The organism is Pseudomonas sp. LH1G9, from assembly GCF_002949975.1.
In the GTDB taxonomy this organism is placed as follows: Bacteria; Pseudomonadota; Gammaproteobacteria; order Pseudomonadales; family Pseudomonadaceae; genus Aquipseudomonas; species Aquipseudomonas veronii.
This window is the reverse complement of the sequence record NZ_CP026880.1, coordinates 2,358,708-2,382,851: the sequence shown is the minus strand read 5'-3', so window position 1 is coordinate 2,382,851 and position 24,144 is coordinate 2,358,708. Positions and strand designations below refer to the sequence as shown.

At 64.1% G+C, this 24,144-nt stretch carries 25 protein-coding genes; 14 read left to right on the top strand and 11 right to left on the bottom strand.

All coding sequences use genetic code 11. The features are described 5' to 3' along the window. Positions 1–4: 4 nt before the first annotated feature. The 4 genes from C5F70_RS30795 to C5F70_RS11015 all read right to left on the bottom strand — a co-directional run bounded on the left by C5F70_RS30795 (position 5) and on the right by C5F70_RS11015 (position 3,532). Positions 5–199, bottom strand: a complete 195-nt coding sequence (locus tag C5F70_RS30795) for a hypothetical protein (RefSeq protein WP_177410554.1) — start codon at positions 197–199, stop codon at positions 5–7. A gap of 2 nt (positions 200–201) precedes the next feature. Beyond that, positions 202–2,025 carry a serine hydrolase gene (locus C5F70_RS11025; protein ID WP_104903311.1) on the bottom strand — a complete coding sequence of 608 codons (1,824 nt, stop codon included), beginning with the start codon at positions 2,023–2,025 and terminating at the stop codon, positions 202–204. A 94-nt stretch (positions 2,026–2,119) separates the two neighbouring features. After that, the gene (locus C5F70_RS11020) at positions 2,120–2,608 is read right to left on the bottom strand and encodes a GFA family protein (protein ID WP_104903310.1); all 489 of its coding nucleotides are present in this window, start codon (positions 2,606–2,608) and stop codon (positions 2,120–2,122) included. Between the two features lie 33 nt (positions 2,609–2,641). Continuing rightward, a complete protein-coding gene (locus tag C5F70_RS11015) occupies positions 2,642–3,532 on the bottom strand; it encodes a LysR family transcriptional regulator (protein WP_079444008.1) in 891 nt (296 codons plus the stop codon). A 229-nt stretch (positions 3,533–3,761) separates the two neighbouring features. Between C5F70_RS11015 and C5F70_RS11010 the strand changes: the two genes are divergently transcribed. From C5F70_RS11010 to dctM, 8 genes are all read left to right on the top strand, one after another. Then, positions 3,762–4,580, top strand: coding sequence for a MaoC family dehydratase N-terminal domain-containing protein (locus C5F70_RS11010; protein WP_046490981.1), 819 nt, complete (start codon positions 3,762–3,764; stop codon positions 4,578–4,580). Between the two features lie 28 nt (positions 4,581–4,608). Then, positions 4,609–5,772 (top strand): acyl-CoA dehydrogenase family protein, encoded by a 1,164-nt coding sequence (locus C5F70_RS11005; protein ID WP_046490983.1) that lies wholly within the window; start codon positions 4,609–4,611, stop codon positions 5,770–5,772. 10 nt (positions 5,773–5,782) lie between these two features. Continuing rightward, positions 5,783–7,132, top strand: a complete 1,350-nt coding sequence (locus C5F70_RS11000; protein ID WP_104903309.1) for an MmgE/PrpD family protein — start codon at positions 5,783–5,785, stop codon at positions 7,130–7,132. Positions 7,133–7,141: 9 nt separating this feature from the next. Continuing rightward, positions 7,142–8,338 (top strand): CaiB/BaiF CoA-transferase family protein, encoded by a 1,197-nt coding sequence (locus C5F70_RS10995; RefSeq protein ID WP_104903308.1) that lies wholly within the window; start codon positions 7,142–7,144, stop codon positions 8,336–8,338. Between the two features lie 14 nt (positions 8,339–8,352). Then, on the top strand, positions 8,353–9,168 hold the full coding sequence (locus C5F70_RS10990; RefSeq protein WP_104903307.1) for a CoA ester lyase: 816 nt from the start codon (positions 8,353–8,355) through the stop codon (positions 9,166–9,168). A gap of 156 nt (positions 9,169–9,324) precedes the next feature. Next, complete coding sequence (locus tag C5F70_RS10985) at positions 9,325–10,308, top strand: TRAP transporter substrate-binding protein (RefSeq protein WP_017846454.1); 984 nt, start codon at positions 9,325–9,327, stop codon at positions 10,306–10,308. An 81-nt stretch (positions 10,309–10,389) separates the two neighbouring features. Continuing rightward, a complete protein-coding gene (locus C5F70_RS10980; RefSeq protein WP_046490990.1) occupies positions 10,390–11,022 on the top strand; it encodes a TRAP transporter small permease in 633 nt (210 codons plus the stop codon). Beyond that, positions 11,022–12,302: a C4-dicarboxylate TRAP transporter large permease protein DctM gene (gene dctM / locus C5F70_RS10975; RefSeq protein ID WP_017846452.1), complete on the top strand. Its 1,281-nt coding sequence runs from the start codon at positions 11,022–11,024 to the stop codon at positions 12,300–12,302. Before C5F70_RS10980 ends, dctM begins: the two co-directional genes overlap by 1 nt. A gap of 34 nt (positions 12,303–12,336) precedes the next feature. On the opposite strand, the gene ampC is transcribed toward dctM, so the two are convergent. After that, complete coding sequence (ampC, locus tag C5F70_RS10970) at positions 12,337–13,491, bottom strand: class C beta-lactamase (RefSeq protein WP_104903306.1); 1,155 nt, start codon at positions 13,489–13,491, stop codon at positions 12,337–12,339. Between the two features lie 128 nt (positions 13,492–13,619). Between ampC and C5F70_RS10965 the strand changes: the two genes are divergently transcribed. After that, positions 13,620–14,498, top strand: a complete 879-nt coding sequence (locus C5F70_RS10965; protein ID WP_104903305.1) for a LysR family transcriptional regulator — start codon at positions 13,620–13,622, stop codon at positions 14,496–14,498. A 64-nt stretch (positions 14,499–14,562) separates the two neighbouring features. On the opposite strand, the gene yghX is transcribed toward C5F70_RS10965, so the two are convergent. The 3 genes from yghX to C5F70_RS10950 form a co-directional block, all read right to left on the bottom strand. Further along, positions 14,563–15,450: a YghX family hydrolase gene (gene yghX, locus C5F70_RS10960; RefSeq protein WP_104903304.1), complete on the bottom strand. Its 888-nt coding sequence runs from the start codon at positions 15,448–15,450 to the stop codon at positions 14,563–14,565. A gap of 44 nt (positions 15,451–15,494) precedes the next feature. Further along, the gene (locus tag C5F70_RS10955; RefSeq protein ID WP_079443999.1) at positions 15,495–15,989 is read right to left on the bottom strand and encodes a PaaI family thioesterase; all 495 of its coding nucleotides are present in this window, start codon (positions 15,987–15,989) and stop codon (positions 15,495–15,497) included. An 81-nt stretch (positions 15,990–16,070) separates the two neighbouring features. Continuing rightward, on the bottom strand, positions 16,071–16,961 hold the full coding sequence (locus tag C5F70_RS10950) for a DMT family transporter (RefSeq protein WP_017846447.1): 891 nt from the start codon (positions 16,959–16,961) through the stop codon (positions 16,071–16,073). 91 nt (positions 16,962–17,052) lie between these two features. On the opposite strand from C5F70_RS10950, the gene C5F70_RS10945 reads away from it, so the two are divergent. The 3 genes from C5F70_RS10945 (at position 17,053) to C5F70_RS10935 (ending at position 19,401) form a co-directional block, all read left to right on the top strand. Continuing rightward, positions 17,053–18,378, top strand: coding sequence for a PLP-dependent aminotransferase family protein (locus tag C5F70_RS10945; protein WP_104903303.1), 1,326 nt, complete (start codon positions 17,053–17,055; stop codon positions 18,376–18,378). A 76-nt stretch (positions 18,379–18,454) separates the two neighbouring features. Continuing rightward, positions 18,455–18,667, top strand: a complete 213-nt coding sequence (locus tag C5F70_RS10940; protein WP_046490999.1) for a DUF6434 domain-containing protein — start codon at positions 18,455–18,457, stop codon at positions 18,665–18,667. Beyond that, complete coding sequence (locus tag C5F70_RS10935) at positions 18,664–19,401, top strand: CPBP family intramembrane glutamic endopeptidase (RefSeq protein ID WP_104903302.1); 738 nt, start codon at positions 18,664–18,666, stop codon at positions 19,399–19,401. The genes C5F70_RS10940 and C5F70_RS10935 overlap by 4 nt, the downstream gene beginning before the upstream one ends. A 51-nt stretch (positions 19,402–19,452) precedes the next feature. Here the strand turns inward: C5F70_RS10935 and C5F70_RS10930 are convergent, their stop codons facing one another. After that, a complete protein-coding gene (locus tag C5F70_RS10930) occupies positions 19,453–21,162 on the bottom strand; it encodes an amidase (RefSeq protein WP_173677809.1) in 1,710 nt (569 codons plus the stop codon). Between the two features lie 54 nt (positions 21,163–21,216). Further along, positions 21,217–22,005 (bottom strand): helix-turn-helix domain-containing protein, encoded by a 789-nt coding sequence (locus C5F70_RS10925; RefSeq protein WP_102617547.1) that lies wholly within the window; start codon positions 22,003–22,005, stop codon positions 21,217–21,219. An 83-nt stretch (positions 22,006–22,088) separates the two neighbouring features. Between C5F70_RS10925 and C5F70_RS10920 the strand changes: the two genes are divergently transcribed. Then, a complete protein-coding gene (locus C5F70_RS10920; RefSeq protein WP_102617546.1) occupies positions 22,089–22,394 on the top strand; it encodes a DUF2834 domain-containing protein in 306 nt (101 codons plus the stop codon). After that, positions 22,387–22,809, top strand: coding sequence for an MAPEG family protein (locus tag C5F70_RS10915; RefSeq protein WP_104903301.1), 423 nt, complete (start codon positions 22,387–22,389; stop codon positions 22,807–22,809). Before C5F70_RS10920 ends, C5F70_RS10915 begins: the two co-directional genes overlap by 8 nt. Positions 22,810–22,892: 83 nt before the next feature. Here C5F70_RS10915 and C5F70_RS10910 read toward each other — a convergent pair whose 3' ends face one another. Beyond that, on the bottom strand, positions 22,893–24,104 hold the full coding sequence (locus C5F70_RS10910) for an MFS transporter (protein WP_017846439.1): 1,212 nt from the start codon (positions 24,102–24,104) through the stop codon (positions 22,893–22,895). Between the last annotated feature and the right edge of the window lie 40 nt (positions 24,105–24,144).

Here is a 24,144-nt window from a genome sequence, read left to right as displayed (position 1 = left end):
GAGATCAGGTACGGGAGGGCGATTGCAAAAAGCCGCAGACTGCTGTGCCGACAGTCACACCACCCAAGTCATAGCTGGCACTCACGCCCAATTGCGTGCGCGATTTGATTTCTCCCAGGGCCTTGTCGGCGCCCTCAACAGGCACACTGAGCTGATGGACAGGCAAAGGTGTTTCGAGCGCATAAGCAGGTGCATCCATGGTTAGAAAATCAAGGGCTTATGGGGCGACTGCGTGCGTTTGAAGGCGTAGCCCGAGGCGCTGAGGCCGTTGACCTGGCGGCTGACGGTGTCGCCCAGGCCATAGCCGTTGCCGGCAAGCACGGCATGGGCGTGGTCCACGGGCAGCAGGATGTAATCGGTCAGCGGCTTGTCGTGCAGTTGGCCGCGAATCACCAGGAAGCCTTCTTCCAGGCGCACGCTGATGCCGCTGAGTGGCGCGTCGGGTTCGTGGGTGCTGAGCACTTGATAGGTGCCGACGGTGTCGGCCCAGGCCAGTGGCAGGGGCAGCGGGTCGATGCGTTCGCCCACGGCCACCCGCTGGCCGTGACTGCGCGCGGTGAGTATCTGCCGGCCTTGCACCGTCACCACGTCCAGTTGCACGCGGCCCAGCCCGCCGAGATCCTTGAGCCAGAACCCCAGGACTTTTTGCTGCGCGCGCAACCAGCCGTCTTCATCGCGCAGCAGTTCGAAGGTGTATCCGGCCAACTCGCCGGACAATCGCGTAGGGGTATCCCTGATCCGGAATACGCCCCAGGCCGTGGCGTAGAACCCGGCCAGGCGCTTACGGTCGATGGCGGCGGGCACCTGGCGCAACTTACCCCCGTGCTTGGGCGCCTGGCAGTCGTCGGCGCATACCGGCGCGCCGGTTTGCGCCTGGAGCATCAGGCGCAGGGTGTCGGTGCTCAGCGCGACCACCATGTCTTCGGCGTTGCTGTCGTTGGCCATGATGATCACTGCCAACTGCTGGTCCGGCAGCACCGTCACCTGCGCGGCAAAATCGTCGCCCCCGCCGCTGTGCTGGAACGTGCGTATGCCGGGGCTGACCGGCTTGTCGCCACAGGGCGAGAGAAACCAGCCCAGGCCCATCTGGCAATCGAAGTCCAGCACGTTGCCGATATTTTGTTGGGTAAACATCTGCTCGATGGAAGCGCGGTCCATTACGCGGGTGTCGTTGTAGAGGCCTTGCGCGAACAGCATCTGTACGTAGCGGCTGAGGTCCTTGGGGCTGGTCCACAAGCCGCTGGCGGCGAGGTCGCGCACCTGGGCATCGGTGCTCGCGCTGCCGTCCTGATAGCCGAGCGCGCGGTGGGGCACGTGCGCGCTGACGCCGACAAAACTCGATTGGTTCATCTTCAACGGCTTGAACAGGCTGTTTTGCAACTGGGTCTCGAATGCCTTGCCGCTGCTGCGTTCGATAGCCGCGCCCACCAGCGCATAGCCGAGATTCGAGTACGCCACCTGCGAACCCGGCGGGGTGCTCAGCCACACGCCCGACATACGCATTGGCATCTGGCCCATGGCGAAGGTGTTGCGCAGGCCGCGCAGGTGTTCGCTGGGCAAGCCCGACTGATGACTGAGCAAGCGGCGCAGGGTGATGGCGCGGTCGGCGTCGGCCTGGTCGTCATGGAAGCGCGAGCGCACATAGAACTCGCGCAAGGTTTGCTGGATCGGTGCGTCAAGGGCCAGTTGCTGTTGTTCCACCTGTTGCAGCGCGGCGGTGGCGGTGAGGAGCTTGGAGATCGCGCCGGCGCGAAATGCCGTATTCGGCGTCACCGGTACGCCCCGGGCCTTGTCGGCCACGCCGAAACCACTGGCCCAGATCAACTCTTGGCCATTGACCAGGGCGATGGACAGCCCGGGCACCTGCTCCCGAGCCATCTCCCACGGAATGCGGGTTTGTAGATAGCGAATGATCGCGTTGTAGTCGCCGTTGGGGATCGGCGGCGGGGCAGGCGGTTGACCATGGCAACCGATACTGCCGAGCAGGCAGCCCAGCAGCGGAATACCGCGCAATGTGCGAAACATGAAGAGCACCCGGATGGCTGTTTGGATGCTCGAATGCTAGGGAAGGGCTGTCCGACAATCTTTGCAAGCTTTGTCGGAAAACTGTCAAAGACTGTTAACGCGCCAACCCCAACCGCTCATGCCACTGCGCGATCGATTCTTCCGGGTATTCATCGAACTGCAGGTCGCCCTTGCGCACGCTGACTTCGACCCAGGGCGCCTTGGAACCGAGCATCAGGTGCGTGTGCTGTGGCGGCACCGGCAACGGTGTGTCGATGGCCGAGGCAAACGGATGGATCAGCTCCGGCCACTGCGGGCTGAACAGCCATAGCGCGCTGCCGCATTGTGAACAGAAATGCCGTTCGGCGCTGCTGGCATGGGCGCGGCTGGCGCCTTCGGGCTTGAGCCTGGCGTGGTAGATCGAGATCAGCTTGCGCCCGCGCACTTTCAGGCTGTTGCTGTCGCCCGCGAGGTTGATCGCGTAACCGCCGCCACCCTGGGTCTTGCGGCAAATCGAGCAATAGCAGCGCTGGTAAGGGTAGGGGTGGGCGCTGGTCAGGCTGAACGTCACAGCGCCGCAATGGCAGGAACCTTCGAGTTGCATGGGCAGTCTCCTCTGGCAAGGTGACTCTGGAGTCTAGGCGCTTTGCGGCATCAAGGTCGCGATCAGGGCACGAATGGTCCCCGGCAGCGCTTCCAGTTCGCGCACCAGGATACTGCGCTCGCGAATCGCCCATGGCTCATTCAGTTTCACCGCCACCAACTGCATGGTCCGGCTGTGCCGCAAGGCGGCGGATTCCGGGATGATGCCAATGCCCACGCCCGCCTCGACCATCCGGCAGATCGCCTCGAAACTCGACATTTGGATGCGCAGCGACAACTGCTTGCCGACCCGCTCGACGTGCTCGCGCAGGAAGCTCAGCAAGGTGCTGCCTTCGTGCAGGCCGATATGCTGGTAGGCGAGGGTCTGTTCCAGCGTCACCGAGGGTTGGTCCGCCAAGGGGTGGCCCACGGGCACCATCAATACCAGTTTATCGGTGCTGAAGTGCAGCACCTGCAGGCCCGCGGCCTCCACAGGGCCGGCGATGATGCCCATGTCGCTGGTGCCATCGAGCACGCCGCGCACGATGTCGCGGGACAGGCGCTCCTGCAGGTCGACAGTGACACCAGGCCGCTGGGAGAGGAAACCGGCCAACACTTCGGGAAGAAACTCAGTGACCGCCGTGGTGTTGGCGAAGATGCGGATATGCCCGGCAGAGTCGACGCCGTATTGGGTGAACTCACTTTTCAGGTAGTCCACCTGGCGCATGATCAGTCGCGCATGGTGCAGCAGCCGCTCGCCTGCCGGGGTGATCTCCACACCGCGGCTGTCGCGGTACAACAGACGTGTTTCCAACTGGCCTTCCAGGGCCTTGATGCGCGCACTCGCAGCCGCCGGCGAGAGGAAGGCGCGCTTGGCACCCTGGGTCAGGCTGGGTGATTCGGCGATATGGATAAACAGGCGCAGGTCAGCGAGATCGAAGTGCATGGCGGCTCCGGGGTGGACAGGGCTGTTCGGTGCAGCGGCGGTGCGGGGCTTGCCTGCGCTGACAGTGTGCCGGCGATGAAAATGCCAACCAACCGAAGCAAGCCCGTTGCCCATCAATGCGTGGCGTTCAGCATAGCCGAACGCTGGCTTATTGAAATGCAAATTCTCAGAACGGTCGAGCGCTTGCATGATCCGGGGCACACATTCACAGCCCGAGGACCTGCACCCGATGAGCGCCACTGATTGGATCGGCCGAAGCGAAACGGCCCACGACCACCTGAGCCACAACCTGCTCACACGCATCGCCGCGACATTCGGCGAGCCCGTGCCCGAACACGGCGCGGCGGTGCCGCCGTTGTGGCAATGGTGTTTCTTCCAGGACCCGCTGCCGGAATCGGCCCTGGGCACCGACGGCCACCCGGCCCGTGGCGGCTTCCTGCCGCCGGCGGATAACCGCAATCGCATGTGGGCCGGTGGGCGTCTCGAGTTCCTGCATCCGCTGCGCGCTGGCGAGGCGGCCAGCCGTGTGTCGACCATCACCCAGGTCGAAGAAAAAACCGGCCGCACCGGTGCGTTGCTGTTTGTCACCGTGCGCCATGACTACACCCAGGACGGCCGCCTGGCGATCCGCGAAGAACAAGACATCGTCTACCGCGAACCGACCCCACCCAAGCCGGGCAACGGCGCTGCGCTGGCGGCGGGTGAGTGGTGCGAAGCGATCGAGCCGACGCCGACCCTGCTGTTCCGCTACAGCGCTGTGACTTTCAACGGCCACCGCATTCACTACGACTATCCCTACGTCACCGGCACGGAAGGCTATTCGGGCCTAGTGGTGCATGGGCCGTTGATCGCCACGTTGAGCCTGCGCGCCTTTTGTCGGGCCCATCCCCGCGCCACGGTGCGCCGTTTCGACTATCGCGGCGTGCGCCCGCTGATCGCTGCGCAACCGTTTGAAGTCGCCGGGCGTATCAGCCAAGCCGGCGTGGCAGAGCTGTGGGCCGGTAATCACGATGGCTTGGCCCAGCAGGCCCGTGTGCATTTCGAATAACACCAGAACAACAGGCGGAGAGCCGTTAATGAACCCGAATGACAATGAAGCACTCAATGCCATCCGCGCAGGCGTGCGCGCTTTGTGCGCCGAATTCGATGCGACGTACTGGCGTCGGATCGACGAAGAAAAAGCGTTCCCCGATGCCTTCGTCAAGGCCTTGACCGCCGCCGGCTGGCTGTCGGCGATGATCCCGGAAGAGTACGGCGGCTCCGGCCTCGGCCTGGCTGAAGCGTCGGTGATCCTTGAAGAGGTCAACCGTTGCGGCGGTAACTCCGGCACCGTCCACGGCCAGATGTACAACATGTTCACCCTGCTGCGCCACGGTAGCGCCGCGCAAAAACGCTTCTACCTGCCCAAGCTGGCCAGCGGCGAATTGCGACTGCAATCGATGGGCGTCACCGAGCCCAGCACCGGCACCGACACCACCAGGATCAAGACCACCGCGATCAAGCGCGGCGATAAGTACGTGATCAACGGCCAGAAAGTCTGGATCTCGCGGGTGCAGCATTCCGACCTGATGATCCTGCTGGCGCGCACCACGCCGCTGGCCGACGTGAAGAAAAAGTCCGAAGGCATGTCGATCTTCCTCGTGGACCTGCGCGAGGCGATCGGCAACGGCCTGACCGTGCAACCCATCGCCAACATGGTCAACCACGAAACCAACGAGCTGTTCTTCGACAACCTCGAACTGCCTCTGGACAGCCTGATCGGCGAAGAGGGTAAGGGCTTCAAGTACATCCTCGACGGCCTGAATGCCGAGCGTACCCTGATCGCCGCCGAGTGCATCGGCGATGGCCGCTGGTTTATCGAAAAGGCCAGCGCCTATGCCCGCGACCGCGTGGTGTTCGGCCGGCCCATCGGGCAGAACCAGGGCGTGCAGTTCCCGATTGCCGAAGCGCATATCGAAATCGAAGCGGCCGACCTGATGCGCTGGCGTGCCTGCGAGGAATACGACCGCGGCGCGCCTGCCGGGGCCAGCGCGAACATGGCCAAGTACCTGGCGGCCAAGGCGTCCTGGGAGGCGGCCAATGCGTGCCTGCAAACCCACGGCGGCTTTGGTTTTGCCTGCGAGTACGACGTGGAACGCAAATTCCGCGAGACCCGCCTGTACCAGGTGGCGCCGATCTCCACCAACCTGATCCTGTCCTACGTGGCCGAGCACTTGCTCGAGCTGCCACGCAGTTTCTGAGGGCCTGAACATGAGCCATACCCAAGCCCTGTGTCGGTTCCTCGCCGAATTGACCTATGCGCAGTTGCCCGAACCGGTGCTGGCGCGTACCGAAGACCTTTTTCTCGATTGGCTGGCGTCGGCGCTGGCCAGCCAGGGCGCGCACCCGATCCCGCTGTTTGAACGCTACGCGCAGAAAATGGGGCCGAGCAGCGGCCCGGCGCAGGTGATCGTCAATGGCCGCAGCAGCAGCGCGTATTTCGCCGCGTTGGTCAACGGCGCCTCGTCGCACCTGGTGGAGCAGGATGACCTGCACAACAGCTCGGTGCTGCACCCGGCGACGGTGGTCTTTCCCGCAGCCCTGGCGGCGGCCCAGGACCTCGGCAAATCCGGCCGTGAACTGCTGCTGGCCGCGGTGGCCGGTTATGAAGCCGGGATTCGCATCGGCGAATTCATGGGCCGTTCCCACTACCGCATCTTCCACACCACCGCGACCGTCGGCACCTTGGCGGCGGCGGTGGCCGTGGGCAAATTGCTGGGGTTCGATCAGGAGCAATTCATCAACCTGCTCGGCAGCGCCGGCACCCAGGCTGCCGGGCTGTGGGAGTTTTTGCGCGATGCCGCCGACTCCAAGCAATTGCACACGGCCAAGGCGGCGGCGGATGGCTTGCTCGCCGCGTACCTGACGGCGGACGGGCTGACGGGCGCGCGCAATATCCTCGAAGGCGACCAGGGCCTGGCGGCCGGGATGTCCAGCGATGCCGAACCGCACAAGCTGTCCGCCGACCTCGGCCGGCGCTGGGCGCTGCTGGAAACCTCGTTCAAGTTCCATGCCTCGTGTCGCCACACCCATCCTGCCGCCGATGCGCTGCTGCAGTTGATGCAGCGTGAAGGCCTCGATGCCGCCGCGATCGCCAAGGTGCAGACCCGCGTGCATCAGGGCGCCATCGATGTGCTGGGGCGCGTCACTACGCCGGCCACCGTTCACCAGGCCAAGTTCTCCATGGGCACCGTGCTGGGCCTGATCGCCGTGCATGGCAAGGCCGGGCTGGTTGAGTTCCACACGCTGGCACTGAGCGATCCCGCCGTCTCGGCCTTTCGCGACAAGGTCAGCATGACCCTTGATCGCGAAGTCGACGACGCCTATCCGCAGCGTTGGCTGGGCCGCGTCACCGTCACCACCGAGGATGGCCGCACGCTGCACGGCGCTATCGACGAGCCCAAGGGCGACCCCGGCAACAGCCTGAGCCGCGCCGAGCTGGCGGATAAATTCCAGCGCCTCAGCCAGTTCAGCGGCGCACGCACCCCGGCCGAGGCCGACGCGTTGATCGCCAAGGTCTGGCAGTTGCGCAACACCCCGTGCATGGCCCACTGGCTTTGAGGAATCGTCATGACTGCTAATCAACGACCGCTGGACGGTATCACCGTTGTCAGCCTGGAACATGCGATTGCCGCACCCTTTTGCACACGCCAATTGGCCGATCTCGGCGCGCGTGTGATCAAGATCGAACGCCCCGGCAGCGGTGACTTCGCCCGTGGCTATGACGAACGCGTGCGCGGCCTGGCGTCGCATTTCGTGTGGACCAACCGCTCCAAGGAAAGCCTGACCCTGGACCTCAAGCAAGACGCGGCGGGCGCCATTCTCGACAGCTTGCTCGCCGACGCCGATGTACTGGTGCAGAACCTCGCACCCGGTGCGGCGGCGCGCATGGGCCTGTCGTTCGAGACGCTGCATGCGCGCTTCCCGCGCTTGATCGTCTGCGATATTTCCGGCTATGGCGAAGGCGGGCCCTACGCGCAAAAGAAGGCTTATGACCTGTTGATCCAGAGCGAGGGCGGCTTTCTGTCGGTGACCGGCGGGCCCGCTGACGACCAGATGGCCAAGGCCGGTTGCTCCATCGCCGACATCGCCGCCGGCATGTACGCCTACAGCGGCATCCTCTCGGCGCTGTTGTTGCGCGGCAAGACCGGCGAGGGCAGCCATATCGACGTGAGCATGCTGGAGAGCCTGGTGGAGTGGATGGGCTACCCGATGTACTACGCCTTCGACGGAGCACCGCCACCGCCGCGTGCCGGAGCGGCGCATTCGACGATTTATCCCTACGGGCCGTTTCCCACCGGCGACGGCGGTACGGTGATGCTCGGCTTGCAGAACGAGCGCGAATGGGCGGCGTTCTGCGACAAGGTGCTGCTCACCCCGGCCTTGGCCACGGACGAGCGCTTCTGCGCCAACTTCAAGCGCTCGGCCAACCGCGAGGCGCTGCGCCGGATCATCGTCGACAGCTTCGCCCGACTCGACGCCGAGGCCGTCATCCAGCGCCTGGAACATGCGCAGATCGCCAGTGCCCGCGTCAACGATATGCACGGCGTGTGGGACCACCCGCAACTCAAGGCACGTGACAGCTGGCGCGAAGTCGCGAGCCCGGCCGGTCCGCTGCCAGCGCTGTTGCCGCCAGCGCGCAATACGGCATTCAGCCCGCGCATGGATGCGGTGCCCGCGTTAGGCCAGCACAGCCAGGGCATTCTCGATCAGCTCGGTTATTCGGGCGAAACCATCGACGACCTGCGCGCGCGCGGCGTTATCTGACAAGGAGTGTGATGATGCCAACGCCTGTAGTCCGTTCAGCCCTGTTCGTTCCCGGCAGCCGCCCGGAGCGGTTTTCCAAAGCGCTGGCCAGCGGTGCCGACGCGGTGATTGTGGATTTTGAAGACGCGGTGGAAGAGCCGCTCAAGCGGCAGGCGCGGGAGAACCTTGGCGCGTTTTTGCGCGCCCACCCCGACACCCGGGTGTGGGTGCGGATCAACGCGCCAGAGCACGCCGAACACGCTGACGATGTGGCGTTCTGCAGCGCCCATGCAAACGTGGCGGGCGTGCTGCTGCCGAAAGTCGAAAGTGCCGCCCAGGTCGCGGTGGTGGCCGCCGCCGGCAAACGGATCTGGCCGATTATCGAAAGCGCCAAGGGCCTGCTGGCGGTGGCCGCGATTGCCCATGCGCGGCAGGTGGAGCGCCTGTCGTTCGGCGGCCTGGACCTGGCGCTCGACTTGAATCTGAGCAGCCCTTCGCCAGCGGCTGACTTTGCCCTGGACCAGGCGCGCCTGGCGCTGATCGTGCATTCCCGCGCCGCCGGCCTGGTGGCCCCGCTGGACGGCGTCCACCCGGCCATCGACGACCCCGAAGGCCTGCGCCGCTCGATCCGGCATGCCTATGAAATGGGCTTTGCCGGCGCGCTGTGCATCCATCCCCGGCAGGTGGCGGTGATCCATGCGGCCTTGGCACCGAGCGCCGCAGACCTGGCCTGGGCCAAGCGCGTGGTGGCGGGCGGAGCCCACGGGGCCGGCGCGTATCAGATCGATGGGCAGATGGTGGATGCCCCGGTTCTGTTGCGCGCACAACGGCTGCTCGCCGCCCGGCGCTGACGGACGCAGCCGAAGCCAGAGGCGAGAGAGGATCTGCATTTTCGTTCAGGTTGGCGTTCATCTAAGCCGAACGCAGGTATCAAAAACTCGAAATTCACTACACGCGCCATATCAGGCACCTTGCCCTACAACACAACAATAAGAAGGTGATTTCCCATGCTCAAGCTCTCCCGGGCGCTGTTCTGCGCCGCCACCTTGTTCGTAGCGGGCCTGGCCCAGGCGGCGGACCCGATTGTGATCAAGTTCGCCCATGTGGTTGCCGAAAACACGCCCAAAGGCCAGGGCGCGTTGCTGTTCAAGAAACTTGCCGAAGAACGCCTGCCGGGCGTGGTCAAGGTCGAGGTGTACCCGAACTCGTCGCTGTTCGGCGATGGCAAGGAAATGGAAGCGCTGCTGTTGGGCGATGTGCAGATGCTCGCGCCGTCCCTGGCCAAGTTCGAGCAATACACCAGACAGGTGCAGATCTATGACCTGCCGTTCCTGTTCAACGACCTGGCCGCCGTCGACCGCTTTCAGGCCGCCCAAGGCAAGCAGTTACTGACCTCGATGCAGAACAAGAACATCCTCGGCCTGGCCTATTGGCACAACGGTCTCAAGCAGTTGTCGGCCAACAAAGCCCTGCACGAACCCAAGGACGCCCGTGGCCTGAAGTTCCGCGTGCAAGCCTCCAGCGTGCTTGAAGAGCAGTTCAAGGCGATCCGCGCCAACCCGCGCAAGATGAGCTTTGCCGAGGTCTACCAGGGCTTGCAGACCGGTACGGTCAACGGCACCGAAAACACCTGGTCGAACTATGAAAGCCAGAAGGTCAACGAGGTGCAGAAGTACTTCACCGAGTCCAACCATGGCCTGATCGACTACATGGTGATCACCAACGCGAAGTTCTGGAACGGCCTGCCAGCGGATGTGCGCAGCACCCTGGAGCAGATCATGGCCGAGGTCACCGTTGAGGTGAACAAGCAGGCCGAGGCGCTGAACCAGTCGGCCAAACAGAAGATCGTCGACGCCAAGACCAGCGAAATCATCGAACTGACCCCCGCGCAACGCCAGCAATGGCGCGAAGCCATGCGCCCGGTCTGGCAGATGTTCGAAGGCGAGATCGGGGCTGACCTGATCAAGGCGGCGGATGCGTCCAACCTGTAATGCCGGGGCATACCGAGATCCCTCCCACAGGTTGATCCGGTTTCCACTCTGAAACCTATTCCCGCTTCGCGAGGTTTTGCCATGCAAACGCTCAGGCGCGTCTGGGAGCACCTGGAGGAAGGCGTCATTGCCTTCCTGCTGGCCGCCATGACCCTGGTGACATTCGTCTACGTCATGCTCAACAACATCTACACGCTGTTCTTTGCCCTGTCCGACAAGTGGGCCTGGAGCAGCCATTTTTTCAACGCCCTGGGCGACGGCAGCATGACCTGGGCCCAGGACATGACCTGGAGCGTGGCGCTGACCAAGGCCATGTTCGGCTGGCTGATTTTCTTCGGCATTTCCTACGGCGTGCGTACCGCCGGCCACCTTGGGGTGGATGCGCTGGTCAAGCTGACCGGGCGCCGGGTGCAGCGCTTGCTTGGGATGCTTGCCTGCCTGTGCTGCCTGGCCTACGCCGGGCTGTTCATGGTCGCCAGCTACAGGTGGGTGAGTGCGGTGATGACAGCACACATCGGCGCCGAAGACCTCGACCAGTTCGGCATCGATGTCGGCGACATCGTGCTCATCGTGCCGGTCGGTTTTGCCCTGGTGTTTATCCGCTACCTGGAAATTTTCTATCGCCTGTTCACCCACCGCCAGGTCGGGTTGGGGCTGGCCGACGAGGCCGGTGAGGCGAGCAAATTGGCCGGCGGCCATGAGGAGCGTCACTGATGGCCGTGCTCTGTCTGTTTCTGCTGTTGTTTGTGTTCATGTTCCTCGGTGTGCCCGTCGCGATTTCCCTCGGATTGTCCGGCGCGGTGTCGATCCTGATGTTCAGCCAGGACTCGGTGAGTTCCCTGGCGATCAAGCTGTTCGAAACCTCGGATGCCTATACCTTCCTGGCGATTCCGTTCTTCCTGCTGTCCGGTGCGTTCATGACCACCGGCGGTGTGGCGCAGCGGCTGATCGACTTCGCCAATGCGTGTGTCGGACATATCCGTGGCGGCCTGGCGATTGCGGCGGTGTTGGCGTGCATGTTGTTTGCCGCGCTGTCCGGTTCGTCACCGGCCACCGTGGCGGCCGTCGGTTCGATTGCGGTGGCCGGGATGGTGCGCTCCGGTTACCCGAAGGCGTTCGGCGCGGGCATCATCTGCAACGCCGGCACCCTGGGCATCCTGATTCCGCCGTCGATCGTGATGGTGGTGTATTCGGCCGCCACGGAAACGTCGGTCGGCAAGTTGTTCATGGCCGGGGTGATCCCGGGGCTGCTGCTGGGCCTGATGCTGATGGTCGCGATCTATATCGTGGCGCGCATCAAGAAGCTGCCGGCGCAGCCACGGGCGAGCTTTCGCGAGTGGCTGGCCTGCGCGCGCCGTGCGTTCTGGGGCTTGCTGCTGCTGGTGATCATCCTCGGTGGCATCTACAGCGGGATGTTCACCCCGACCGAAGCCGCGGCGGTGGCAGCGGTGTACTCGGCGTTTGTCGCGCTGTTCGTCTACAAGGACATGAGTTTGCGCGACTGTCCCAAGGTGCTGCTGGAGTCCGGGCGGCTGGCGATCATGCTGATGTTTATCATCGCCAATGCGATGCTCTTCGCCCATGTGTTGACCACCGAACAGATCCCCCAGGAAATCACCGCCTGGGTGCTGTCCGAGGGCCTCACGCCGATCGGCTTCCTGATCATGGTCAACGTGGTCTTGCTGATCGCCGGCAGTTTCATGGAACCGTCGGCGATCGTGTTGATCCTGGCGCCGATCTTCTTCCCGATCGCGATGAAGCTGGGCATCGATCCGATTCACTTGGGGATCGTGATGGTGGTGAATATGGAAATCGGCCTGGTTCACCCGCCAGTGGGCTTGAACCTGTTCGTGACCTCGGCGGTGACCGGCTTGACGCTGGGGCAGACCATTCGTGCGGCGATGCCGTGGCTGATGATCCTGTTGGTGTTCCTGATCATGGTCACCTACCTGCCGTTCATCTCGCTGGCGCTGCCGCACTGGCTGGGGATGTAGACCTCACGATGTGGGAGCCTGGCTCCCACCTTGCTCAGTGATCCAGCGCGCTCAGGATCGCATGGGCGACCTTGACCCGCTCGGCATTCGGATAGTTCTTGTTCGCCAGGATCACCACGCCCATGTCCTTGCTTGGCACATACGCCACATACGCGCCAAAGCCTGCGGTTGAGCCGGTTTTGTTGTACAGCACGTTGGCCGGTTGCGCTTGCGGCGTCGCCAGCCAATCGGGACGGTGAGGTTCCATGGCCATCGGTGTCGAGTTGCCGTCAATCAGCGCTTGCAGGGCAATGGGGTAGGGGTAGTACTCCCAGCCCAGGCCCTGGGTCATGCCGTTCACGCGGTAATAACCAGCGTGGGTACTGGCGATGGCTTGTTGCAGCGGCTTTTCCAGGGTTTGCGGGTGCAGGTTGGCGATCACATAGCGCGCCAGGTCGTGGGTGCTGGTCTTGATGCCGTAGGCTTCGTTGTCCAGTGCGCCAGGGCTTACACGGACGGGTTTCTGCTGCTTGTCGTAGCCTTGGGCGTACTCGCCGGATTGCGCGGTGGGCACGCTGAGGTGGGTGTTGCTCAACCCCAGCCTGGGCAGCAGGGTGTGCTCCATGGCGACATTGAACGGCTGGCCCAGGCTTCGCGCCGCGAGGTAGCCAAACAGGCCGATGCTCGGGTTGGAATAGAGACGTTGCGCGCCCGGGGCGTAGCTGGGTTTCCAGCGCTGGAAGTAGCCGAGCATGGCGTCGGCGTTGTCGGCGGCATCCGGAAACTGCAGCGGCAGGCCGCCGGGGGTGTAGGTCGCCAGTTGCAGCAGGCTGATGCGGTCAAAGGCGCTGCCGGCCAACGCAGGCCAGTATTGGCTGGCCTTGTCCGACAGCGTGAGCTTGCCGATGGCCTGGGCGTAACCGCCCAGGGTTGCGGTGAAGGTTTTGCTCACTGAGCCGATTTCGAACAAGGTGTTTTGGTTGACCGGTTGCTGCGTTTCTTTCGATGCCATGCCGTAGTTAAAGTATTGCACCTTGCCGTTCTGCACCACCGCCACCGCCAGGCCGGGAATGGCCTGCTGCTGCATCAGCGGCTTGACGCTGGCGTCTACCACGGCCTGTAGGTCGGTGGCGGCCAGGCACTGGCCGGCGCCGAGAAACATTGCCAGCGCCGTTAAATGACGCACTCCAAATACCGCTTGTTGGGGCATGATATCGCTTCCATGAGTATGATCGATTGAATGAACAGCCTGCGCGGGCGTGCCAAAGGTAGACAGTTCGCCGGGCCTGGGCAAACGATGATATTTCGCACCAGCCATTAGAAAAATTAGGGGCAAGCATGCTGCGTTCCCATCTGCCTCTCAATGCCCTGCGCGCATTCGAGGCCTCCGCCCGGCACCTGAGTTTTACGCGGGCCGCCATTGAGTTGTGTGTCACCCAGGCGGCGGTCAGCCACCAGGTCAAGAGCCTGGAGGCGCAACTGAACGTCACCCTGTTCAAACGCCTGCCGCGTGGCCTGATGCTGACCCGCGAAGGCGAGACGTTGTTGCCGGTGCTGCGCGAGTCCTTCGACCGCATTGCCCACACCCTGGGCCAGTTCGAAGGCGGGCACTACCGCGAAGTGCTCAGCGTCGGTGCGGTCGGCACTTTTGCGGTGGGCTGGCTGCTGCCGCGCCTGGCGGACTTCCAGCGCCGCTACCCGTTTATCGACCTGCGCCTGTCGACGCACAACAACCGTGTCGATGTCGCCGCCGAAGGCCTGGATTACGCGATCCGTTTCGGCGCCGGGGCCTGGCATGGCACCGACGCCTGCCCATTGTTCGAAGCGCCGCTGACGGTGCTTTGCGTGCCGTCAATCGCCGAGCAGTTACACACGCCAGCCGAGCTGTTGAAGCACACGGTGCTGCGCTCCTATCGCGCCGATGAGTGGAACCTGTGGTTCCAGGCCGCCGGGCTGCCTGCCGACACCCTGGTGCCGCGCAGCATCGTGTTCGACTCATCGCTGGCGATGATGGAAGCAGCGCTGCAGGGCGTCGGCGTGGCGTTGGCCCCTGCGCTGATGTTCTCGCGACAACTGGAAAGTGATGCGATCCGCCAGCCCTTCAAGGTGGGCATCAGCACCGGCAGCTATTGGTTGACGCGCCTGCAGTCACGCGCCGAAACCTCGGCGATGCTGGCGTTCAAGGCCTGGCTGACGGTGATGGCGGCGCAGGGCTGAGATTTTCATCAAGAAGCAAAATGAAACATTTGTCGGCGGCTAACCTCTACACATTCAGAGGCGGTCAGGCCAGGTATTTGTTGAACCACCCCAGCGTGCGCTGCCACGCCAGGTTCGCCGCCGCCTCGTCATAACGCGGCGTCGAGTCGTTGTGAAAACCGTGGTTGGCGCCCTTGTAGATATACGCTTCATAGGTAGTGCCCGCGGCCTTCAGGGCCTTTTCATAGGCCGGCCAGCCTTCGTTGATCCGCGTATCCAGTTCGCCGTAATGCAGCATGATCGGTGCCTTGATGCGCGGCACGTCCTTGGCCTCTGGCTGCCGCCCGTAAAATGACACGGCGGCGCCCAGTTCCGGGTAGGCCACGGCTGCTGCATTGACCACGCCGCCGCCATAGCAGAAGCCGGTAATCCCGACTTTGCCGGTGCTGTTGTCGTGGTGCATCAGCCACTCGATGGCGGCGAAGAAGTCGTTCATCAGCTTGGTCGGGTCGACTTTTTGTTGCAGCGCTACGCCTTTTTCATCGTTGCCGGGGTAGCCACCCACGGATGTCAGGCCATCCGGCGCGAGGGCGATAAAGCCGGCCTTGGCCAGGCGGCGGGCGACGTCTTCGATATACGGGTTGAGGCCGCGGTTTTCATGCACCACGACCACGGCGGGGATTTTGCCGGTGGCCTTGGCCGGGCGCACCAGATAGCCGCGCACCGTGCCGTTGCCCTTGGGCGAAGGGTAGGTGATGTAGTCCGCGACGATGTCCGGGTCGGTGAATTTCACTTGCTCGGCCAGCGCATAGTTGGGGCTCAGGGCGGCGAGCAGCGCCGACGCGGTGAGCCCGCCGAAGGTGAACAGTGCGGCGCGGTCGAGAAACTCGCGGCGGTTGATCTTGCCGTGGGCGTAGCCGTCGTAGAGCTCCAGCAGTTCGGGGGCGAAGTCTTTCGCGGTGAGACGAGTCATCGGTGCAGTCCTCAATTAGCGGTGCCAGTCAATGTAGACCAGGATCACGCGTTGCGAGCGTGGGCGGCGGCGGCCAGTTGCCCGGTATCGACGCGCACGAACACCGAATCGCCGATCGCCGTGAGCACATCGCCGGCGTATACCTCGCAGACCACGCGGCTTTTACGCCCCACATCGCCCTCGACCCGGGCACGCAAGGTCAGCGTGACACCCAGGGGCGTGGGCTTGATGAATTTGATCCCGAGATGCCCGGTCACGCAGTCGATACGCGGCAGGCTGCCGGGTTCGCGTTGTTCGGCGCGGTAGTGGTAGGCCATGGCGGTCCAGTTCGAGTGGCAGTCCACCAGCATGGCGATCAGGCCGCCGTAGACCAGATCCGGCCAGCCGCTGTATTTCGCTTCCGGTTGGTGCTCGGCGACCACGTGAACGCCGTCGGCGTCCCAGCGGCTCTTGATATGCAGGCCGTGGGGGTTGCTGCCGCCGCAGCCGTAGCAGATGCCTTCGGGGGCGGTGGTGTCTTGCAGTGACGGGGTGTGCATGCCAAGTCCTTATTGTTCTGGGGTGACTGTCCTGTTTAACAGGACGCGCGCCGGATGGGAATAATGCCATCGCCGCAGACGCTAGCGCGCAAACCGCTTGGCCCCGGCCACACAGCCGATCACCGCGACTGTCACCAGCACCATGCCCAGGCTGACCTGCTCATGCAGCAGGCCCGCCGCCAGCGCCAGGCCGAAGAACGGTTGCAGCAACTGCAACTGGCCGACCGCGGCGATGCCGCCTTGGGCCAGCCCGCGGTACCAGAACACAAACCCGATCAACATGCTGAACAGCGCCACATAGCCCAGGCTCAGCCACGCCGGCAGGCTGATGCCGGTGAAGGTCGGCGGCGCGAGCATCAGGCTCAACGGCAGCGCCACCGGCAACGACACCACCAGCGCCCAGCAGATCACTTGCCAGCCGCCCAGGCTGCGCGACAGCTTGGCGCCCTCGGCGTAACCCAGGCCGCACACCAGCACCGCCAACAGCATCAGCAGGTCACCGGCCGGGGCGGCGCTCAGGCCCTGGGCGACGGCATACCCCATCACCAGCGCGCTGCCCAGGATCGAAAACAACCAGAACACCGGGCGTGGCCGCTCACCGCCGCGCAGCACGCCAAAGAGCGCCGTGGCCAGCGGCAACAGGCCGATAAACACGATGGAGTGCGCGGACGTCACGTATTGCAGGGCCAGCGCCGTCAGCAAGGGGAAGCCGATAACCACGCCGAGGGCGACGATGACCAGGGGCAGCCATTGCGCGCGTGTTGGGCGTTTTTCCTTGAAAAAAGCCAACAGGCACAACGCCAACACGCCGGCCAGGGTGGCGCGCAGCAGGGTGAGGAACACCGGCTCGAATTCCATCACCGCCAGGCGCGTCGCCGGCAACGAACCGCTGAAAATCACCACGCCGATAAAGCCATTGATCCAACCCTGGGTGCTGTTGGCCAGGGGATTGAGCGGTGAGGTCTGTTCCATGAAGGGGGCCCGAAAAAAGGAGAGGTTGCGTGCGGGCCATGCTAGGCAGGAAGATTAAGACAATCAAAAAATTGTCATGGATACATCGCCCATGCCTCGCGCCCGTTACAAAAACCTGGTCGACACCTTCGCCGAGGACATCCGCAGCGGCAGGCTGTCGCCCGGCGAGCGTCTGCCCACCCATCGCCAATTGGCCGCGCGCCACGGCCTCGCGCTGGTCACCGCGAGCCGCGTGTACAGCGAGCTGGCGGCGATGGGCCTGGTCAGCGGTGAAACCGGCCGCGGCACCTTCGTGCGCGAGATCTCGCTGCCGCCGGGGCAGGGCAGTGGGCAGATGAGCGTGGCGCCGGGCATGCTGGATCTGAATTTCAATTACCCGTCATTGCCGGGCCAGGCCGAGCTGCTGCGCACGGCATTGCGTCAACTGGCGCTGTCGGGCGATCTGCAAGCGTTACTGCGTTACCAGCCCCACGCCGGGCGCCAGCATGAACGCGCGGCGGTGGCGCGCCATCTGCTGAGTCGAGGGCTGACGGTCGAAGCCGATCAGGTGCTGCTGGTCAGCGGCGCGCAACATGGGTTGGCCGTGACGCTGATGGCGCTGCTCAAACCGGGGGATGTGATTGCCGTCGACGCGCTGACCTATTCAGGCTTCAAGGTGCTGGCCGAGACCCTGCACCTGGAAATGCTGGCGATCCCGCTCACCGCCAGCGGCCCCGACCTCGATCATCTGCACCGCCTGTGTCGCAAGCATCCGGTCCGCGCGGTGTATAGCATGCCGACCGTGCATAACCCGCTGGGTTGGGTGATGAGCCTGGAGCAACGCGAACACCTGGTAGCCATCGCCCGTCAGCACAACCTGATGATCATCGAGGACGCGGCCTACGCATTTCTGGCAGAACACGCGCCACCACCGTTGGCGACCCTCGCGCCGGAACGCACGGTGTATGTCGGCGGCTTTTCGAAAAGCGTCGCCACCGGCCTGCGGGTCGGCTTTGTGTCAGCCCCGGCGGCGTGGGTGAAGGCCCTGGAACGCAGCATCATGGCCACGACCTGGAATGTGCCGGGGGTAATGAGCGCGATTGCCGTGGCCTGGCTCGACGACGGCACGGTGGCTCAACTGGAAGCACAGAAACGCCAGGATGCCCGGGCGCGCCAGGCATTGGCGGCGCAGGTGCTGAAGGGGCTGACGTACATCAGCCATCCTTCGTCGTATTTTCTCTGGTTGCCCCTGGCGGAAGAGGCCCGCGCCGATCAGATCGCCATGACCTTGCAGCGCGAAAATATCGCCGTATCCACCGCCGAACCGTTTGCCGTATCCGCCCATGTACCGCATGCGCTGCGCCTGGCGTTGGGCTCGGTGGACATGACGGCGCTGCGCGAGGCCTTGCTGGCGGTACGCAAGGTGGTGGCGTGGTGACGCTATCCGGCACTTCCTGCTTAAGTGGCACATCGCTATGCTACGGCGAAAACAACAAACCGCCTTGTGAGAAAAAATGGAATTTAATTGGCACAGCGACCCCATCACCCGCAGCACCCCGATCACCCCGCGCTACAAAAACACCCAGAACGTGCGCCGTTTCATGCTCGAACACTGCGGCCCGGGGTTTAAGTTCGATCGCGCATTCATGGCCTGGATTCGCAACGACACGGCCAAAACCCTGGGCGATGTGGTGGATGAGTGGCAGCGTCGAAACGCCGGCTTATGATTACTCAAGGCATGGTGGCACTGGTTAACTACAGCATCCATTTGACGCCAGGCCTGCTGCTGTTCGGCGCGTGGTTCGCGCTCACACCCAGGTCGATGACGGCGATCCGCATCCTGATTCTGTTGGCGGCGTTTGTGCTGATGCGCGATGCGATGACGCCGTTGCGCATGTGGGCGCTCAGTGACGATGTGCAGATAGCATTCACCGCCAACACCTTTGTGCTGGCGGCGCTGGGCGGTCTATCGCTGTTGCTGGTTGCCGGGCTCGCGTGGGTGGCGCCGGACTTGTCGCGGCTGGTCGTGTGGTCCAAGGGCAATTGCGCCGTCGGACTGGCGAGGGGCCTGGCGGTGGGCTGCCTGATCGGCGTACCGCTGCGGCTTTACCAGGGCGTGGATACGCAAGCGATCCACGACTACTGGGTGTGGTTGCCAGGCATGGTGGTATTGGCCTATGGCGCCAATGCGTTGGAAGAGGTGTTGTTTCGCGGTTATCTGCAGGGCTATCTGGAGCAACAACTGACGCCACTGCGGGCGGCCTTGATCAGCGGCGTGGCGTTCGCGGCCTGCCATGCGTTCCTGGCCCTGAGCGTCACTCAATTGGGCTGGCCGGTGTTGCTGTTTACCCTGATCGAAGGGCTGGCCTGCGCGTTGTTGCGCATGCGTCATGGTGTGTTGGCCGCGACGCTCGCCCATGGCACGGCGATCCTGTTGATTGCCGTGCCTCTGGTTGCCTGAGTGAGCAGCGCAACCAGGTGGGAGCGGTGGCTCCCACCTTTGGACCGCGCGTCAGCGTGGCGTGAGTGCCGGCGTGCGCGGCGGAACCAGGCGTTTGCTGCCGGTGGCTTCATACGCTGACGCCAGTTGCAGCAACCTGGAGTCATCGTAGGCGCGCCCGGCAAAGGTCAGCCCGACCGGCATGCCGATATCCGCCATCACGCCCATCGGCACGGTAACGGTCGGCACGCCCAAGTGGCGGATGGCAAGGTTGCCGTTGGCCACCCACACGCCATTGCTCCAGGCGATGTCGGCGGACGCTTCGTTCACATCGGCATCGGCAGGGCCGACGTCGGCGACGGTGGGGAAGATTACGGCATCGAGGCCGAGCTTATCCATCCAGTCTTCGAGGTCGATGCGCCGGGTCTGTTCGAGGCCGCGCAGGCCGTCGGGCAGGGTGCTGATCTGGTTCCACGGGGTGATCCCGCGTTGGGCCATCCGCACGTATTCGTCCATGCCGGCGGCCAGTTCGTCTTCACGGTTGGGCAAGGTGCCGGGGTCATGGGGGAAAATCTTCGGCCCGTCGACATCCGCCAGGCGGTTCAGGCTCGGGTCGTTATTGGCGCGCAGGAAGTCATCGAAGGCCCACGCGGACAGTTCCCACAACTCATCGTGGAGGAACTCCTTGGACACCAAGCCACGGGTAAACACCGTCGGCGCGCCCGGGCGGTCGCCTTCGCAGTTGGACACCAGGGGGAAGTCCACTTCGATGACTTCGGCGCCGGCCGCCTCGAGGGCCTGGCGCGCGGCTTGCCACAGGGCGATGACGCTGGCGCGGGTGATGATCTTTTGCCCGGTCGGGCCACCGATGCCGGGTTTCTCGCTGGTGCCGGCGTCGGGGTCGGCGTTGATGTACATGCGCGGTACGCCAAAGCGTTTGCCGGCGAGGGATGCGGCGGTCGCGGCCAGTTCAGCGTAAGCCGCCGGGCGCACCGAAGCGACGCTGGGGATGGGCACCCAAGGTTGCAGGCGCCACAGGTCGCCGCGGGTGTCGGGGTCTTCGGCGACCACCACGTCGAGTACTTCCAGCAGGTCGGCCATGGTGCGCGCATAAGGCACCACCACGTCCATGGTGGGGGTCAGCGGCCAGTTGCCGCGCACCGAAATCACCCCACGGGACGGGGTATAGGCACACAGGCCGTTGTTGGACGCCGGGCCGCGCCCGCTCGACCAGGTTTCTTCCGCTAGGCCGAATGCCGCGAAGCTCGCGGCAGTTGCGGTGCCGGCGCCGTTGGACGAGCCGGAGGCAAACGGTGCCGTCAGGTAGGCGGCGTTATACGGGCTTTCCGCGCGGCCATACACGCCACGCTGCATGCCGCCATTGGCCATCGGCGGCATGTTGGTCTTGCCCAGGCAGATGGCACCACCGGCCCGCAGCCGTTCGATGCTGAAGGCGTCGCGCTGGGCAACCAGCTTGGCGAACGCCGGGCTGCCGGACGCCGCCGTGAGGCCCTTGACCAGGTAACTGTCCTTGGCGGTATAGGGAATGCCGTCGAGCGGTCCCAGCGTTGCGCCCTTGGCCCGGCGCGCATCGGACGCCTCGGCTTCGTCCAGGGCTGCGGGGTTGCGCACCACCACGGCATTCAGCGCGGTCGCGGTCTGCGCGCCGTCGTAGGCGTCGATCCGCGCCAGATAAGCCTGGACCAGTTCGACGGCCGTGGTCTGGCCGGACTCAAGCGCCGCGCGCAATTGGGCAATGGAGACTTCGGTAACTTGCATCAGGTTTTTTTCGCCGCCTTCAAGTGGGGGTATGGCGGCAGTCTACGGACAGATATTTCACAAAACCAGCGCCGCATGACCTTCGAAAGCGCTGCGCATGACCTGCCATGTGAAGTCGTCGGCGGGAATCAGATGCTCGATCCGCAGCGAGGTGAGGGTAATGTCCTGGGGCATGCCGAAGGTGGTGAAGGTCGATAGAAAGTTCAGCTCGCCCTGGGTCGAGCGCACGCGGGTCAACACCAGTGGCGGCATGTCGCTGGGCAGCTCGGTGTGGGCGGGCACCGGCAGGCTGGCCAGCAGCGCCGCCAACGATGGGTTGGTCAAGGCCTCGCGGGTTGCCCGTTGCCAGGCGAGGGTGCGGATCTCTTCGGCGTTGATCAGGTGATCGCCCAGGCCGCCCGATTGCAGCAGGGTGCTCAGCAGGTTCACGCCATCGGCGGCGCCCGGGTCGATCCCGACCAAGCCAAAGAGCACGGCAGTGCTGGTGTTGGCCGCCAGCACCTGCCACTCACTGCCGAGCAGAATCGCCGGGGCGGGGTTGTTGGCGTGCAGCACATGGCTGACCGCTTCGCGAATGGCCGCCATGGCCGGCGAGGCGAGGGGGGTGGCGGCATAACGCGGGGCAAAACCGGCGGCGAGGAATACGCGGTTGCACTGGTCGAGGGGCACCTGCAGCGCGCTCAGCAGATTGTGCAGGGTGCCGGGGCTCGGCTTGGCGCGGCCGGTTTCCAGGCAACTGAGATGACGCTGCGAGACGCCGGTGATCAGGGCCAGGTCGAGCTGGCTCAACTGTGCCTGGCGGCGTAGCCGGCGCAAGTGTTCGCCGGCGGTAGCAGGGTTGTCCATGGCGTGACCATGACCTCCGAGGTCATTGCGAGGGGCTGAACCTTATCACTATCGTGGGCCTCGATCACTTCAAGGAAGAGACCATGCACAGACCCTTTATCGCCCTGGCCGGTTTGCTCGGGTTTTCGCTGTATACGCTGATAACGATGCTGACCGCGGAGCAGTCGCTGCTGGCGTTTGGCCGGCAATTGCTGTCGCGCCCGGACACCGCGCAAGTGGTGATCGACCTGTACCTGATGGCGCTGCTGGCCTGTGTGTGGATGTACCGCGACGCCCGGCGGCGTGGGCGGTCGGTGGTGTCGGTGCTGCCTTACTGGGTGCTGACGGCGCTGTTCGTTTCGGTGGGGCCGCTGCTCTATATCGTCATCACGGGGTTGCGGGATGAATGAGCTATTGCGTGTCTACGCACTGTGCGTGTTGATGCTGTGCCTGAAGATGCTGGCGATTTCCTGCTATCAGGGTTTTTTCCGCCTGCGCGCGCGGGCGTTCACCAACCCCGAAGATGCGGCTTTCTTCAACCGTGCGCCGCAGCCAGACGAACTGCCGCAAGTCGGCCGTGCCGCCAGGGCGTGGGCCAATGACCAGGAAAACATTCCGCTGTTTTTTGTCCTCGGCGGGCTGTGTGTCGTGGCGGGCACCGCTTCGGTAGCCACGGGAGTGCTGTTCGGGGTTTTTACCCTGGCGCGGGTGGCACACACGCTCATGTACCTGATGGCGTGCCAGCCCTGGCGCACGCTGGCCTATGGGGTGAGCGTGGCGTGTCTGATCGGGTTGGGCGCGATGCTCGTGTTGAACATGATATGAAGGGCACCGGCGTCCTCAAGCGCTAGCTGTAGGCGCCGGCCCCGTGCGATCGAACCGCCGGATGCCCCGGCAGGCTCAACCGATCAAACGCCTTTGGTCGACGGCAACAGAATCGTCAGAACCCCCAGCAACGGCAGGAACGAGCACAGCGTGTAGACGTACTCGATGCCATGGCTGTCCGCGAGCAACCCCAGCAATGCCGCGCCGATACCGCTGAAGCCGAACATCAGGCCAAAGAACACGCCGGCGATCATCCCGACATTGCCCGGCACCAGCTCCTGGGCGAATACGACGATGGCGGAGAACGCCGACGCCAGGATGAAACCGATCACCACGCTGAGCATCGCGGTCCAGAACAGGTCGACATACGGCAGGGCCAGGGTGAACGGCGCCGCGCCGAGGATGGAGAACCAGATGACGGTCCTGCGTCCGATCCGGTCGCCGATCGGCCCGCCAAAGAAGGTGCCCGCGGCCACCGCGCCGAGGAACAGGAACAGGTAAAGCTGGGAACTGGCGACCGACAGGTTGAATTTCTCGATCAGATAGAAGGTGAAATAGCTGGTCAGGCTGGACATGTAGAAGTACTTGGAAAACACCAGCAAGGCCAGCACCACCAAGGCAAAGGTCACGCGGCCTTTCGACAGGCCGTGGGTGGCTTTGCTGCCTTGCTTGAGCTTGAACAAATTGAGGTGGTTGCGGTACCAGCGGCTCAAGCCATACAGCACCAGGATCGCGAACACCGCAAACAGGCCGAACCAGGCGATATGCCCCTGGCCGTAGGGAATGACGATCGCCGCCGCCAGCAGTGGGCCGAACGCGCTGCCGGCGTTACCGCCGACCTGGAAGGTCGATTGCGCCAGGCCGTAGCGCCCGCCGGAAGCCAGGCGGGCCACCCGCGACGTTTCCGGGTGGAAGGTCGACGAGCCGACGCCGATCAGCGCCGACGCCAGCAGGATCGCCGGGAAGGTGCCGACAAACGCCAGCATCAGGATGCCGATCAAGGTACACACCATGCCCGCCGGCAACAGCCAGGGTTTGGGGTGGCGGTCGGTGTGGTAGCCGATCCACGGTTGCAGCAGGGAGGCAGTCAGTTGGAAGGTCAGGGTGATCAGGCCGACCTGGGTGAAGCTCAGCCCGTAGTTGGCCTTGAGCATTGGGTAGATCGAGGGCAGCACGGCCTGGATCAGGTCATTGATCAAATGCGCCAGGGCGCAGGCGCCGAGGACGCGCATGACCAAGGGGCTGACTTGGGGCGGGCTGGAGGTGGCAGCGGGAGACGCGGTCAAGGTCGACATGCAGGCATTCCATACAAGGCAGTGAACGACGGGGACGGGC

What these genes read in the sequence shown, in the direction of transcription:
- C5F70_RS30795 (WP_177410554.1), bottom strand. Translation starts at nt 199, where the DNA reads ATGGATGCACCTGCTTATGCGCTCGAAACACCTTTGCCTGTCCATCAG.
- C5F70_RS11025 (WP_104903311.1), bottom strand. Translation starts at nt 2,025, where the DNA reads ATGTTTCGCACATTGCGCGGTATTCCGCTGCTGGGCTGCCTGCTCGGC.
- C5F70_RS11020 (WP_104903310.1), bottom strand. Translation starts at nt 2,608, where the DNA reads ATGCAACTCGAAGGTTCCTGCCATTGCGGCGCTGTGACGTTCAGCCTG.
- C5F70_RS11015 (WP_079444008.1), bottom strand. Translation starts at nt 3,532, where the DNA reads ATGCACTTCGATCTCGCTGACCTGCGCCTGTTTATCCATATCGCCGAA.
- C5F70_RS11010 (WP_046490981.1), top strand. Translation starts at nt 3,762, where the DNA reads ATGAGCGCCACTGATTGGATCGGCCGAAGCGAAACGGCCCACGACCAC.
- C5F70_RS11005 (WP_046490983.1), top strand. Translation starts at nt 4,609, where the DNA reads ATGAACCCGAATGACAATGAAGCACTCAATGCCATCCGCGCAGGCGTG.
- C5F70_RS11000 (WP_104903309.1), top strand. Translation starts at nt 5,783, where the DNA reads ATGAGCCATACCCAAGCCCTGTGTCGGTTCCTCGCCGAATTGACCTAT.
- C5F70_RS10995 (WP_104903308.1), top strand. Translation starts at nt 7,142, where the DNA reads ATGACTGCTAATCAACGACCGCTGGACGGTATCACCGTTGTCAGCCTG.
- C5F70_RS10990 (WP_104903307.1), top strand. Translation starts at nt 8,353, where the DNA reads ATGCCAACGCCTGTAGTCCGTTCAGCCCTGTTCGTTCCCGGCAGCCGC.
- C5F70_RS10985 (WP_017846454.1), top strand. Translation starts at nt 9,325, where the DNA reads ATGCTCAAGCTCTCCCGGGCGCTGTTCTGCGCCGCCACCTTGTTCGTA.
- C5F70_RS10980 (WP_046490990.1), top strand. Translation starts at nt 10,390, where the DNA reads ATGCAAACGCTCAGGCGCGTCTGGGAGCACCTGGAGGAAGGCGTCATT.
- dctM (WP_017846452.1), top strand. Translation starts at nt 11,022, where the DNA reads ATGGCCGTGCTCTGTCTGTTTCTGCTGTTGTTTGTGTTCATGTTCCTC.
- ampC (WP_104903306.1), bottom strand. Translation starts at nt 13,491, where the DNA reads ATGCCCCAACAAGCGGTATTTGGAGTGCGTCATTTAACGGCGCTGGCA.
- C5F70_RS10965 (WP_104903305.1), top strand. Translation starts at nt 13,620, where the DNA reads ATGCTGCGTTCCCATCTGCCTCTCAATGCCCTGCGCGCATTCGAGGCC.
- yghX (WP_104903304.1), bottom strand. Translation starts at nt 15,450, where the DNA reads ATGACTCGTCTCACCGCGAAAGACTTCGCCCCCGAACTGCTGGAGCTC.
- C5F70_RS10955 (WP_079443999.1), bottom strand. Translation starts at nt 15,989, where the DNA reads ATGCACACCCCGTCACTGCAAGACACCACCGCCCCCGAAGGCATCTGC.
- C5F70_RS10950 (WP_017846447.1), bottom strand. Translation starts at nt 16,961, where the DNA reads ATGGAACAGACCTCACCGCTCAATCCCCTGGCCAACAGCACCCAGGGT.
- C5F70_RS10945 (WP_104903303.1), top strand. Translation starts at nt 17,053, where the DNA reads ATGCCTCGCGCCCGTTACAAAAACCTGGTCGACACCTTCGCCGAGGAC.
- C5F70_RS10940 (WP_046490999.1), top strand. Translation starts at nt 18,455, where the DNA reads ATGGAATTTAATTGGCACAGCGACCCCATCACCCGCAGCACCCCGATC.
- C5F70_RS10935 (WP_104903302.1), top strand. Translation starts at nt 18,664, where the DNA reads ATGATTACTCAAGGCATGGTGGCACTGGTTAACTACAGCATCCATTTG.
- C5F70_RS10925 (WP_102617547.1), bottom strand. Translation starts at nt 22,005, where the DNA reads ATGGACAACCCTGCTACCGCCGGCGAACACTTGCGCCGGCTACGCCGC.
- C5F70_RS10920 (WP_102617546.1), top strand. Translation starts at nt 22,089, where the DNA reads ATGCACAGACCCTTTATCGCCCTGGCCGGTTTGCTCGGGTTTTCGCTG.
- C5F70_RS10915 (WP_104903301.1), top strand. Translation starts at nt 22,387, where the DNA reads ATGAATGAGCTATTGCGTGTCTACGCACTGTGCGTGTTGATGCTGTGC.
- C5F70_RS10910 (WP_017846439.1), bottom strand. Translation starts at nt 24,104, where the DNA reads ATGTCGACCTTGACCGCGTCTCCCGCTGCCACCTCCAGCCCGCCCCAA.